Annotated in this window: 13 protein-coding genes and 1 pseudogene; 5 read left to right on the forward strand and 9 right to left on the reverse strand. The window is 68.5% G+C overall.

Annotated features, from left to right (window positions below):
• Nucleotides 1–73 precede the first annotated feature (73 nt).
• Nucleotides 74–2152, reverse strand: a complete 2079-nt coding sequence (gene ligA, locus ON43_RS24880) for an NAD-dependent DNA ligase LigA (protein ID WP_040811218.1) — start codon at nt 2150–2152, stop codon at nt 74–76.
• A 143-nt stretch (nt 2153–2295) separates the two neighbouring features.
• Between ligA and ON43_RS24885 the strand changes: the two genes are divergently transcribed.
• The 3 genes from ON43_RS24885 to ON43_RS24895 all read left to right on the forward strand — a co-directional run bounded on the left by ON43_RS24885 (nt 2296) and on the right by ON43_RS24895 (nt 4571).
• The gene (locus ON43_RS24885; RefSeq protein WP_040811219.1) at nt 2296–2715 is read left to right on the forward strand and encodes a PPOX class F420-dependent oxidoreductase; all 420 of its coding nucleotides are present in this window, start codon (nt 2296–2298) and stop codon (nt 2713–2715) included.
• A gap of 148 nt (nt 2716–2863) precedes the next feature.
• Nucleotides 2864–4105 (forward strand): AAA family ATPase, encoded by a 1242-nt coding sequence (locus ON43_RS24890; RefSeq protein WP_040811253.1) that lies wholly within the window; start codon nt 2864–2866, stop codon nt 4103–4105.
• 160 nt (nt 4106–4265) lie between these two features.
• The gene (locus tag ON43_RS24895) at nt 4266–4571 is read left to right on the forward strand and encodes a hypothetical protein (RefSeq protein WP_245568732.1); all 306 of its coding nucleotides are present in this window, start codon (nt 4266–4268) and stop codon (nt 4569–4571) included.
• Here the strand turns inward: ON43_RS24895 and ON43_RS24900 are convergent.
• Nucleotides 4565–5329, reverse strand: a complete 765-nt coding sequence (locus ON43_RS24900; protein ID WP_157514172.1) for a hypothetical protein — start codon at nt 5327–5329, stop codon at nt 4565–4567. The genes ON43_RS24895 and ON43_RS24900 overlap by 7 nt on opposite strands.
• 136 nt (nt 5330–5465) lie before the next feature.
• A complete protein-coding gene (locus ON43_RS24905; RefSeq protein WP_040811221.1) occupies nt 5466–6311 on the reverse strand; it encodes an SAM-dependent methyltransferase in 846 nt (281 codons plus the stop codon).
• A gap of 121 nt (nt 6312–6432) precedes the next feature.
• On the opposite strand from ON43_RS24905, the gene ON43_RS24910 reads away from it, so the two are divergent.
• Entirely contained in the window at nt 6433–6996 is a 564-nt protein-coding gene (locus ON43_RS24910) for a TetR/AcrR family transcriptional regulator (RefSeq protein WP_040811255.1), read from the forward strand.
• Nucleotides 6997–7127: 131 nt separating this feature from the next.
• On the opposite strand, the gene ON43_RS24915 is transcribed toward ON43_RS24910, so the two are convergent.
• The 4 genes from ON43_RS24915 to ON43_RS24930 all read right to left on the reverse strand — a co-directional run bounded on the left by ON43_RS24915 (nt 7128) and on the right by ON43_RS24930 (nt 11168).
• Nucleotides 7128–8186, reverse strand: coding sequence for a methionine synthase (locus ON43_RS24915; protein ID WP_040811222.1), 1059 nt, complete (start codon nt 8184–8186; stop codon nt 7128–7130).
• A 154-nt stretch (nt 8187–8340) separates the two neighbouring features.
• Nucleotides 8341–8829 (reverse strand): hypothetical protein, encoded by a 489-nt coding sequence (locus ON43_RS24920; RefSeq protein WP_157514173.1) that lies wholly within the window; start codon nt 8827–8829, stop codon nt 8341–8343.
• Nucleotides 8826–9947, reverse strand: a complete 1122-nt coding sequence (gene mnmA / locus ON43_RS24925; RefSeq protein ID WP_040811224.1) for a tRNA 2-thiouridine(34) synthase MnmA — start codon at nt 9945–9947, stop codon at nt 8826–8828. Before mnmA ends, ON43_RS24920 begins: the two co-directional genes overlap by 4 nt.
• A complete protein-coding gene (locus ON43_RS24930; RefSeq protein WP_040811225.1) occupies nt 9948–11168 on the reverse strand; it encodes a cysteine desulfurase family protein in 1221 nt (406 codons plus the stop codon).
• A 322-nt stretch (nt 11169–11490) separates the two neighbouring features.
• On the opposite strand from ON43_RS24930, the gene ON43_RS24935 reads away from it, so the two are divergent.
• Nucleotides 11491–11775: a sigma factor-like helix-turn-helix DNA-binding protein gene (locus tag ON43_RS24935; protein ID WP_083913697.1), complete on the forward strand. Its 285-nt coding sequence runs from the start codon at nt 11491–11493 to the stop codon at nt 11773–11775.
• Here the strand turns inward: ON43_RS24935 and ON43_RS24940 are convergent.
• The gene (locus tag ON43_RS24940) at nt 11768–12406 is read right to left on the reverse strand and encodes a class F sortase (RefSeq protein ID WP_245568730.1); all 639 of its coding nucleotides are present in this window, start codon (nt 12404–12406) and stop codon (nt 11768–11770) included. The two genes, ON43_RS24935 and ON43_RS24940, sit on opposite strands and share 8 nt — an antisense overlap.
• Nucleotides 12403–12754 (reverse strand): annotated as a pseudogene (locus ON43_RS24945) (hypothetical protein); the annotation flags it as partial. The pseudogene ON43_RS24945 and the gene ON43_RS24940, both read right to left, overlap by 4 nt.

Here is a 12754-nt window from a genome sequence, read left to right on the forward strand (position 1 = left end):
TCTGGACCATCGATCACCATGCACTGGGGCAGGCGTTTACCGAGAAGGGGCCTGCGCCAGTGCATGGTGATCTTTACGAGACGGCTTCGGGGCCGCCTTCGAGGAGTTTGACGAAGCCCTCCTCGTCGAGGATGGGGACGCCGAGTTCCTCCGCCTTGTCGGCCTTCGAGCCGGGCGAATCGCCGATGACTACGAAAGCTGTTTTCTTGGAGACGGATCCGGCGGCCTTGCCGCCGCGGATGAGGATCGCCTCCTTCGCACCGTCGCGGGTGAAGGTCTGCAGGGAGCCCGTCACCACGATGGAGAGGCCCTCGAGGTTGCGTTCGATGGACTCGTCGCGCTCGTCCTCCATGCGGACGCCGGCGGCGGCCCACTTGTCGACGATGTCGAGATGCCAGGGGACGGTGAACCATTCGGTGACCGCGGCGGCGATGGTGGGGCCGACACCGTCGGTGGCGGCGAGTTCCTCGGCCGACGCCTCGCGGATGCGGTCCATGCTGCCGAAGGCGGTGGCCAGGGCGCGGGCGGCGGTGGGGCCCGCGTGCCGGATGGAGAGGGCGACCAGTACGCGCCACAGCGGGCGATCCTTGGCCGACTCCAGATTCTCCAGCAGCCGTTTGCCATTGGCGGACAGCGTGCCGTTCTTATTGGTGAACAGCGTGGTGGTGAGCAGCTTGTCCTCATCCAGCGAGAACAGATCGCCCTCATCGCTGATCGCACCCGACTTCAGCAGGTCGATGGCGGCCTCGTAGCCCAGCGCCTCGATATCGAACGCGCCGCGCCCGGCCACGTGGAACACCCGCTCCCGCAACTGCGCCGGACAGTACTGCTGGTTGGGGCAGCGGATATCGGCATCGCCCTCCTTGGCGGGCGCCAGTTCGGTGCCGCATTCGGGGCAGTGCGTGGGCATGACGAAGGCGCGCTCGCTGCCGTCGCGGGCATCGACCACCGGGCCCAGCACCTCGGGAATCACGTCACCGGCCTTGCGGATGGTGACGGTGTCGCCGATGAGCACGCCCTTGCGCTGCACCTCGGAGGCATTGTGCAGGGTCGCCATGGCCACCGTGGAGCCCGCGACGGTGACCGGCTGCATGACCGCGAACGGCGTAACCCGGCCCGTGCGACCGACATTCACCTGAATGTCGAGCAGCTTGGTGGTGGCCTCCTCCGGCGGGTACTTGTAGGCGATGGCCCAGCGCGGCGCGCGCGAGGTCGAGCCCAGGCGGCGCTGCAGGCTGAATTCGTCGACCTTGATGACCTGGCCGTCGATCTCGTGCTCGATATCGTGGCGGTGCTCGCCCCAGTAGTTGATGCGGTCGACCACCGCGTCTGCGCCCTGCACGCGGACGGTATGCGCCGAGACCGGCAGACCCCAGGAGGCCAGCGCCCGATACGCCTCGTACTGCGACTCCGGCGCGAAGCCCTCCAGCCGCCCGAAACCGTGACAGATCATGCGCAGCCGCCGCCGGGCCGTCACCGCCGGATCCTTCTGCCGCAGCGAACCGGCGGCGGTATTGCGCGGATTCGCGTACGGCGGTTTGCCTTCCGCGACAATCGACGCATTGAGCGCCTCGAAGTCGGCCAGCGTCATGAACGCCTCGCCGCGCACCTCGAGCAGCTTCGGCACCGGGAAGTCCTCGCTGTGGGTCAGCTCGTGCGGAATGTCCTCGATGGTGCGGGCATTGAGGGTGACGTCCTCACCCGTGCGCCCGTCGCCGCGGGTCGCGCCGCGCACCAGCTTGCCGTCCTCGTAGACGAGGTTGAGCGCGACACCGTCGATCTTCACCTCGCAGACGTAGTGGATGTCCGCCCCGGCGTCGGCCTCGACCTTGGCGATCCACTGCCGCATCTCGTCCTCGTTGAAGACGTTGTCCAGCGAGTACATCCGCTCCAGGTGATCGACCGGCGCGAACTCGGTGGTGAACCCGCCCCCGACCACCTGGGTCGGCGAATCCGGTGTGCGTAGATCCGGATGCGCCTCCTCAAGCGCCACCAGCCGATTGAACAGCTCGTCGAACTCACCGTCGGTGATGATCGGCGCGTCCCGCACGTAGTAGCGGAACTGATGGTCGCGAACCTCCTCCGCCAGCCGCTGCCACTCGACCCGCTCGTCCCCGCTCGCCGCGGTGATCTCCACGCCTGATTCGCTCACAACAGGCACTCTATCGCTCCCCGCCGACAGGTTTGATCAACATTCCCGCACGTCGCGCCGTGTTATCGAGGTTCGCGAGCCGGTCGCTCGAGCGAATTCCGAGGCCCGGGAACACCGCCGCAATCGCCCCGGTTGCAGCTGTCATGGACCTTGCCGAGGCACTCGATTTCGCGCGCTCCCACCATCGTTCGGTGCTGACCACCATTCGCCGCGACACCCGCCCGCAGCTGTCGAATGTCACGCACTGGACCGGTGACGACGGCATCATCCGCATCTCCATCACCGCCGACCGTGCCAAGTACCACAACCTGCGCCGCGAACCCTGGGCCGCGCTGCACGTCACCAGCGATGACTTCTGGTCCTACGCGGTCCTCGAGGGCGAGACCGTCCTCTCCCCGGTGGCCGCCGACCCGCACGACGAGACCGTCGAGGAACTGATCCGCTACTACCGCGCGATCAGCGGCGAGCATCCGGACTGGGACGATTACCGGCGCGCCATGGTCACCGATCGTCGTGCCGTCGTCCGTTTCGCACCCAATCGCGCCTACGGCCTGACGCGCTGACGGGGTGCTGTCGTGCGCTGACAAGGTTGGCGCACACCGCCATTCGGCCATAGTGAAAATCCGAATGTCGCCATCCGGCTGCTGAGCGACGGAATCGTCCGAATAAGGTGAGTCGCATTTCCGACCCGCTACCGGCAGGATGTCCAAGGTGTTGCGTAGTTTTCAGGTGACGAACCATCGGTCACTCGCCGAACCGCAGGAACTGCGGCTCACCCGGGGTAGCGGGCCGATCGCCACGCCCGTCACCGCCGTGTACGGCGCGGCCGCCACCGGCAAGACCGGGCTCATCGACGCGCTCGACAAGATGCGTGACGCCGTGCTGAATTCGGTCACGGGCTGGGATCCGTACTCCGGTCCGGTGCGCACGCCGCATCTCGGATTCGCGGACCGCCCTTCGGAATTCGTGGCGAACTTCGTGGCCGAGGGCTGCCCGTACACCTACGGGTTCCGGCTCGACAATGCCGATGTGGCCGCCGAATGGCTGCACTCGCATCCGCACAATCGCAAGCGCGTGGTGTACGAGCGGGCGGGCGACGATATCCGGATCGGGCCGATGTTCGAGGCCGCCCGGTACGGTCTGGGGGCGGTGGTGCCGCTGGTGCGGCCGAATGCCTTACTGCTCAGCCTGTCCGGGCAGCTGTACGCCGAACCGCTGGTGCCCGCCTACCGCTGGTTCCAGTCGCTGCTGGAAGTGCAGTGCGGGCAACCCGATACCTCCGAGATCGCGCACCGGGTCGGCTCGCATATCTCGCGCTCCACCGATCACGCGGTGCGGCTGCTCACCCTGCTGCGCGCCGCCGACCTGGGCATCACCGATCTGCTGCTGCCCTCGGACGACCCCATGTACGCGGACTACCTGCGCGACCTGGACACCGATATCGCCTCCACCACAAAGGAAATCGAGTCCTGCATCAGCTCGGCGAACTACGCCGAGGAGATGTTCCTCGAACACGGCATCACCGTCACGCTGCTGCAGCGCGAGTTGGCCAACCTCTACGCCGCGCGCGACGCGCTCTACTCGCGCATGGTGGCCCGGCGCGGTGTCGGACTCGGCCTCAGCCACGAGGGCATCGAAACCGCCTTCGACATCACCGACGAATCCAGCGCCACCCTGGCCATGCTGCGCCTGCTCCCGCCCATGCTGGACGCCCTCGACACCGGCGGCGTGCTCGCGGTGGACGATATCGACGCCGCCCTCACCCCCGAAACCGCCGACAGCCTCATTCAGCTGTTCCAGAATCCGGAGACCAACACCCAGGGCGCCCAACTGGTCTTCACCACCGCCAACCGCACCCTCATCGATCGCGGCAACGGCCGCTCCCAATCCAAGCGCACCACCGTCTGGCAGCTCCGCCGCCACGAAGGAGTCTCCGAACTCACGGCGCAGTAGACCGAGAACCGACCGACCGGGCTTTCTCGGGTCCCGGCCTAGCATGGACGTCATGCTCACGCAGCTCATGTTCATCCTGCTGATCGGTGCCGCGCTGGCCGCCGCCCTCGTCTACTACCGCCGCGGCAACGGCGGCGGGCGAGGCGTGACCGGCGACCCGATGTGGGGCGCACCGAACATCTCCCCGGTCGGCATGGAGTCCGGCACCCTGTACGTCACCGGCGTGAGCCCCCGCCCCGACACCCCCGGCGAGCAGTACGTCACCATCAGCGGCAGCATCTCGGGCCCCACAGTGGTGGCCCACGAGGTCTACGGCCGCTTCGCCTGGGACACCTTCCAATGGCCCGCCATCGGCGACCAGATCCCGGTCAGATACCCCTCCGGCAAACCCGACAAGTGGCAACTCGACCACCCGGGCGCCCGCCCCTACTTCGGCTCGAAGCGGCCGAAGGGTGAGGGTTACTGATCCCCCGACGGCCCGGCCGCCGCATCGTGGTGGTGGTCGCCGGTGTGCCCGGGCGTCGAATCGGTCTCGTAGCCGGGCGTTTCCGGGAAGAAGAAGGCGTCGTGGGGCATCGGCGCTCCCGGAATGTAATCGAAGGGCCGCTCGATTCCGGTGGCGGGCGGACCGCCGTTGGGGTCCAGCCAGAGGTGCACATCCCAGAAGCGACCGTGCGTGGGTCCGAAGGCTCGGGTCGGGAGCGGGAAAAGGTCGCCCGGGCTCTGCCCGAGATAGTCCTCCCGGGGCGGCTCCGCCACGAAACCGAATTCCGGGAAGGTGTGCACGCCTTGTTCATGGACGAACCAGTCGCTCTTGCTGATGCACAGATCCGGTGAGGTCGGATACACCCCGGGCGTGTACATCAGACCGTGCGCCCAGCCGATCAGCTCGTAGGGAAAGTTCGCCTCGTACGGATTGATCTGATCCGCGAGCGATGAATGCTGCAGCGAGCGGTACACCACCATCCCCGGATGACCCGACCTCGCCTCCTTTTCGAGGATCGCCTCCGGGCGCGCGATGGCCAGACCCGTGTTCTCGAAGTTCACGTGCAGATGGGTCGGCAGCATCCAGCCCACTGCCGCCAGCGCCGCGACATCACCCCAGTCGTTCAATCGGGTCAGCCGGCCCAGGCGGGCGAGCAGCCGCTGCTGATCCTGCCGCAGCGACGCCTCGCGCTCGGCCCCCTCGCAATATCCGGGCTCGGGCCCTGCGGGCTCAGCCACCGCCACCGCCGAACCAGTTACGAACAGCGCAAACGTGGCTAACAGCAGGCCGGTCCTCCGCCAGGCGTAAGTCATGGCCTGCAAGTTAGCAATCATCTGGCTATCAGATCTGGCACCGCGGCGGCGTGTCCGGACTTCAGCGGCGCACGGCGGCGATACTGCCGATGCGCGGGTCGAGCGGGTCGGCGGGACGCGGTAGGGACGCGATCATGTCGTTCCAGCTGCGGAATTCCGTGTCCCAGCCGATCTCGTCGAGCCATTGCTCGACATCGAAGTCCGCGGGGCGCGGCGCGGCAATGGGTTCGGTGGCGGAATCTCCGGCGACGAAGCGGCGGAGGTCACGGTATTGGGGTGCGTTGTCGTCCACGATCAGGCGGCCCGCGCCGAAACGGCTTCCGGGGGCGGATAATTCGGTAAGGGTCAGGACTACGCGTTGGTTCCAGTCCTGGTTCAGGTAGCCGAGCGAACCCTCGTCGACCCAGTAGGTCGGGACGTTCGGCTGGAAACCGGTGGCCAGCAGGGGGTTTCGCCAGTCCTCGCGGAGGTCGGCGATGACGACGCTGCGGTGGCAGGTTGGAGTCGCAGCGGCTGCGGTGAGGACGGGTTCCTTGAAAGCGAAGAGTTCGGGTAGGTCGATCTCGAAGACGTGGACGTCTTCCGGTAGGTCCATGCGGAAGGCCCGGGTGTCCAAACCCGCTCCGAGCAGGACGATTTGGCGGCAGCCCGCTGCGATGGCCTCCCGGAAGCGGTCGTCGACCAGGCGGACGCCTATGGTTCTGCCTTCGTAGAACTGGTCCGCGATCGCCTCCAGCCGCGTCCAGCGTTCCTCGTCGAATCCCGCCCGGGCGGCGGCCACGAAGTCCTTCGCCAGGGGGTCGTCGTAGAGCCGATCCGCCCGTTCGGACTCGCGGGCCCGGATGACGGCTACCCCGATCGCGGTCACGGCGACGCCGTCGACCGGCACTTTCACTGCTTCGGCCATGGATTGCTCCCCACGCAAATTAACTTGCCGCCCGGCTAGGTATCTGCCGGTGAGGTTGACGGTAGGCTCCCTACTTGCCGGGCGTCAAGCAAAAGTGCACCCGCAGGGCCGGAAGGATTCGATGGACGGGCGACGCAGCGATACGCGGGAACGGATTCGATCCGTCGCGATGGAGCTGTTCTCCGAACGCGGCTACGAGAAGACCTCGCTGCGGGAGATCGCCGAACGGCTCGGCGTCACGAAAGCGGCGCTGTACTACCACTTCCGGACCAAGGAAGACATTGTCGCGAGCCTGTCGGAGGATCTGCGCGGCGGCATCGACGAGATCGTGCGCTGGGCGGAATCCGCGCCGGCCGGACGCGAGCGGGCCGAGGAGATCGTGCGGCGCTACGGCGAGCTGCTGCACAGCCTCGGCAAGGACATGATCCGCTTCTGGCACGAAAACCAGCCCGCGTTCCGGGATCTCGGCTTCGGCACCAGCCTGCGCTACCAGTTCCGGGTGCTCGCCGACCTCATGGCCGAGCCGAGCCGCGAGCCGATCACCGTCTTCCACGCACGGCAAGCACTGCTCGCGATCAGCTGGAGCCTGTCGATGATGGGCGACCTGGAACTGTCGGACGACGAGAGCAATGCGGCGTCGGTCGCGATCGCCATGGACATCCTCGCGCGGATGCCACCACGCTGAGCCACATCGCCCCGTCGTCAAGTCGCCCCCGTCATTCCGGCGCGCTCTTGGCCGGAATCCGCCGTGGTAAGCGAGATCCCGGCCAAGAGCGCGCCGGGTGACGAGAAGGCTCAGCCTGATGACGAGAGGGCTTATTCGAAGGTGAGCGACTCCGGGTCTTCCGCGTAGGCGCGGGCGGTCTCGGCGGCCAGGCTCAGGGCGCGGCGGGCCCAGGGCAGCGGGGCTCCGGCCAGCCCGCACGCCGGGGAGACCAGAATCTGTTCGGCCAGCAGTCGGCGGCGGAAGCCGAGCCGATCGATCAGCCGCACACCGGGTTCGGCGATATCGCGCCAGGTGATCGGGGGCGCGGGGACGACAGATGAGGACGCGGGCGGAGTCGTGGGTACCAGGCCGAGCACCAGATGCTTTCCGGCGTCCAGCAATTCGCCGATACGGTCCAGGTCGGAGGTGCCGATGGCGGCCATGTCGAAGCCAACGGCGGCGGCCGCGCTCTTGCGCAGGAAGCCCAGCGCGGGCTTGTCGGCGCAGGTGTGCACGATCACCGGCACCGACTGGCTCCCGACCACCGTGTCGAGCACGTGCAACGCCTCGGGCTCGGGCATGGCGCGCACGGTATTCAGCACGCTCACCCCCTTCAGCGTCCCGTCCAGCACCGCCGTCAATTGCGGTTCGTCGATCTGCAGCACGACCTGTGCGCCCAGCCGCTTCCCCACCTCCGCGACATGTTTGGCGACGCCCTCGGCCAGCGACTCCGAAAGATCCCGCAGCGCACCGGAATCCGTGAGAATCCGATGCCCGCCCGGCAACTCCACCTCCGCCGCCACCGACAGCGGCCCGGCCACCTGCACCTTCACCGGATGCCCCGCCCCCGCGAAACCACCCGTCTCCCAAGCCTCTTCGAGCGCATCCAGATCCGTCCGCAGCAGATCGTGCGCCCGCCGCGACACCGCCCCCGGCCGCGCCGCCAGCCGATACCCCCGCACCGTCCCGTCGAACCGCATATCCACCAGCAGCGGCGAAACCCGCCCGACCATATCCGCGCCGACACCCCGCGCGGGCAACTCGACCAGGTGCGGCAGGTTCCCCAACTCCCCCACCACCGTCGCGGTCGCTTCCCGCACATCGGTACCCGGCCACGAGCCGACACCGGTCGCGATCCCACCGCGCAGCACCGGATTCGCATCAGTCATTCAAGCCACTCCGAATCATTCGGTCCCTCTTCCGACGAGAGTCCGGCCCGTCATTCCGGCGCGCTTTTGGCCGGAATCCACCACCCGACTGTGAATCCCGGCCAAAAGCACGCCGGGATGACGGGTGATTCGGCCGCTCCGCCGCCGGGCGGTGTCAGTCGTCGGCATCGTCGCGATCGGCCCGGCCGGGCGAATTCGCGTACCAGTCCCAGGCCGTCGCGTTGACGAACCAGTCCCAGGTCGTGCCCGCGCGGTCGGTCGCCTCGGCGGGCGCGCCGGTGCCGGTCGTGATCCGGGTCCCGCGCTCGGTGTAGGGCGCGACCGCGACGACCACGCGCTTGCGGCCCGAAGCGTCGGTGCCGCGCGCGACAGCCGGTCCGGTGGCCGCGTCGTGCGGACCCTCCGGACCCGGTTGCGCCTCGCCCGGCTGGAATTCGCCGGTGTCGGTGCGGGCGGGCTGGATCGGCTGTTCTGCGCCGCGGGCGCCCCACTTGCCGAGCCGGGCCTTGCCGGGCGCACGCCGCGGCCGCAGGCTCGCCGGTTGCGGCATTCCGGTGCGCCACACCACGCGGCCCCGCAGGATCGGCCGGATCTGTTGTCCCCTATACGACTTCGCGTCTCCGCGCGAATGACGGCTGCTCACCGGGCGCTATCCGAGACCAGTTCGCTTGCGTACGTATGGGGTTCACGTTCGGTGCCGGAAATCGTGCCGCTGCCCAGCACCTCGTCGCCCGCCTCGTCGGGGCGGTAGAGCACCACGGCCTGACCGCGGGCCACACCGGTCAACGGCTCGCGTAGCCGCACCACCAGGCCGCCGTCCACGGCCTCGGCGACCGCGGGCGCGGTGCCGCCGTGCGCACGCACCTGGGCGATGCATTCGACCGGGCCGGACGGGGTTTCGCCGGAGGTCCAGATGGCGCGGTCGGCCAGCACCGTCCACACCTCGAGATCCTTGGCCGAGCCCACATGCACATTGCCGGTCTCCGGATCGATGCCGGTCACATACCGCGGCTTGCCGTCGGCGGCCGGGCCGGGCAGACCCAGACCCTTGCGCTGACCGATCGTGAACCCGTGCACGCCTTCGTGATCGGCGAGCTTGGTGCCGTCCGCGTCGAGCACCGCACCCGGCCGGATGCCGATCTTCGCGCCCAGGAACGCCTGGGTGTCACCGGAGGGGATGAAGCAGATGTCGTGGCTGTCGGGCTTGTTGGCCACGGCCAGCCCGCGCGCGGCCGCCTCCTCGCGGATCCGTGGCTTGGGGGTGTCGCCGACCGGGAACATGGCGCGCGAAAGCTGTTCGGCGGTGAGCACGGCCAGCACGTAGGACTGGTCCTTGTCCGCGTCCACGGCCCGGCGCAGCACGCCGTCCTCGAGCCGCGCGTAATGCCCGGTGACCACGGCGTCGAAGCCCAGCGCCACCGCGCGGTCGGCCAGCGCCGAGAACTTGATCTTCTCGTTGCAGCGCAGGCACGGGTTGGGGGTCTCGCCGGCGGCGTACGCGGCGACGAAGTCGTCGATCACGTCCTCCTTGAACCGGTCGGCGAAATCCCAGACGTAGAACGGGATTCCGAGCACGTCGGCGGCCCGGCGGGCATCGCCGGAGTCCTCCTTGGAGCAGCAGCCCCGCGATCCCGTGCGCAGCGTGCCCGGGTTCGCCGACAGCGCCAGGTGCACGCCGACCACCTCGTGTCCGGCGTCCACGGCGCGGGCGGCCGCCACGGCGGAATCAACGCCACCACTCATCGCGGCAAGCACTCGCATCTAGAAGCCTCCCTTCGCTCCGGCCAGTCCGGCCGCCTTCGCCCGCTCGACCACCTGCGGCAGCGCGGCCAGCAGGGCGTCGATATCGGCGTCGGTCGAATTGTGTCCCAATGTGAATCGCAGGGATCCGCGCGCCAGCGCCGGTTCCACACCCATGGCCAGCAGCACATGGGAGGGTCCGGCCACGCCGGCATTGCACGCGGATCCGGTCGAGCATTCGATCCCGGCGGCGTCGAGCAGCATGAGCAGCGAATCGCCCTCGCAGCCGGGGAACGTGAAGTGGGCATTGCCGGGCATGCGCAGATCGCTGGTCGCGCCGTTGAGCACCGCGTCCGGCACGGCGGCGCGCACGCCGTCGATGAGCCGATCCCGCAGCCGCTCCAATTCCAGTGTGCGCACGGTCAATCCGGCGACGGTCTCGCGGATCGCGGCCGCCAGTCCGGCCGCCGCGGGCACATCCGAGGTCCCCGAGCGCAGGTCACGCTCGTGCCCGCCGCCGTGCAGCAGCGGCACCGCGGGCACCGTGCGACCCAGCAGCAGCACGCCCGCGCCGTGCGGTCCGCCGACCTTGTGCCCCGCGAACGAGGCCGCGGCCAGCCCGCTGCGCGCGAAATCGATGGGCAGCTGCGCCGCCGCCTGCACCGCGTCGGAATGCATGGGCACGTCGAATTCCTGTGCCACCGCGGCCAATTCCTCGATCGGCTGGATGGTGCCGACCTCGTTATTGGCCCACATGACGCTGACCAGCGCCGTCTCCTCGGCGAACTCGGCCAGCGCGGCGCGCAGCGTGCGCGGCGAGACGATGCCTTCCGCATCGCACTCCAGCCACGTGATCCGCGCGCCCTCGTGCTGCTCGAGCCACTCCACGGTGTCGAGCACCGCGTGATGCTCCACCGAACTCACCAGAATCCGGTTCCGCTTCGGATCGGCGTCACGCCGCGCCCAATAGATCCCCTTGACGGCCAGATTGTCGCTCTCGGTTCCGCCCGAGGTGAAGATCACCTCCGAGGGCCGCGCCCCCAGCCCCGCCGCGATCGACTCCCGAGCCTCCTCCAGCAGCCGCCGCGCCGCCCGCCCCGACCCGTGCAACGACGACGCGTTCCCCGTGGTCCCCAGCGCAGCACACATCGCCTCGACAGCGACCGGGAACATGGGTGTCGTGGCCGCGTGATCGAGGTAGACCGTCTGGGCACCGACCGGACCCGGGAAAGCCGACTTCATGACCGTCCAAGGATAGCCGCCACGGTCGAGACGATATTCCCGCCATCCCCGCACCAGCAATCCGGGGAGGCGCGTCCAGGCCCGAGTCTCCACCCTCCGCCTCCGCTCCCGGCGGCGTCACAGCCCGCCGACCCCGCGACACATCCCCTCGCCGATAACCACGAACCCCCGCTCATCCGGGTTCGCCTGTGACGCGACTCATGCGGGTGGGCGAGGTCTATCCATTTCCTAACCAATGACTATCCGCTGGTGAAATGTTCTTTTCCTAGGCTGGATCCCAACGATTTCGCGGCGACGATTCGCCGACTGCCTCAGGAGCCTCATGACCGGACAATGCAGAACACCGCATTCGGCGGCCATACGCAGGTCCGGCTCGAGCGACGTACTCGGTGCGTTGAGCCCGGTCCACCACACCGTGTTGTACCTGCGAATCGGGATGGGCTGGACGGTCGAGCGCACCGCGGAGGCCATGGGCATCGCGCCCGAGGCCATCCGCGTCATGCAGCATCGCGCGCTCACCAGGCTTCGCGAGCAACTGTCCCAGCGTCCGACCGGCACGGCAGGTCGTTCAGCCGGGTCCGGGCGGTTCGATCACCGCGCTAGGTGACCGAGTCGAGGGAGGAGTAGACCACGACGTTGGATTCGTAGCTCTTGGCGGCCTGGTCGAAATTGCCGCCGCAGGTGACGATCTGGAGGGTGGCGCCGCCTCGGGGGCCGAAGACCAGTTGGTCGGGGAATTGGGATTTGAGGTACATGCGGACGTCGGTGACCTTGAAGTGGGCGGTTCTGCCGTCGGCGCGGGTCACGTCGATCAGGTCGCCGGGCTTGGACTTCTTGAGGTTGAAGAAGACGCCTTCGCCCTTGTAGGAGTCGACGTGGCCGAGGATGACCGCAGAGCCTTGTTCGCCGGGGGCGGGGCCCTTCTGGTACCAGCCTGCCTGCTGGTAGTCGGCGGGGACCTGGACCGTGCCGTCGGCATTGAGGCCCACCGAGATCAGGGAGCCCTGCGCCTTGATCGCGGGAAAGGAGAAGGAGACCGGGGTGGATCGGGTGATCGCCGCCGCGGTCTGCACGGTGGGGACGGTCGCGGGGGCGGTGGTGGTCGCGGCCGAGTTCGAGCTGTCCGAGGACGAGCAACCCGCGACCAGGGGTGCGGCGACCGCGAGCACCGCGGCCAGCGCACCGAAGAGAGTGCGCCGGATTCGCAAGGTGCCCACAGTGTTTCGAGCAATGGTCACTTGGCGCTCACCACGTTCGCCATGCCGCCCGCGCCGGTTTCCGGTGCGCCCTTGGGGATTACGTAGCCGCCGGCCGGGACCTGGTCGGTGACCGCGATGCCGCCGGGGATGCCGGTGGTCGCGCCGACGGGAATCGTCATGCCCTGCACCACATCCGCGCCGGCCGCCCCGGCTCCCGCGACAACCAGGTCGACGCCGCCGAGGCCACCGCCCTGGACAGTGCCGCCGATATTGGTGTTGCCGCCTACCTGGACACCGCCGTTGGCATTGCCGCCGATGTTCGTGTTGCCGCCGACCTGCACGCCACCGTTGGCATCACCGCCGATGTTGGTGTTCCCGCCTACCTGG

The organism is Nocardia concava NBRC 100430, from assembly GCF_000308815.1.
Taxonomy (GTDB): Bacteria; Actinomycetota; Actinomycetes; order Mycobacteriales; family Mycobacteriaceae; genus Nocardia; species Nocardia concava.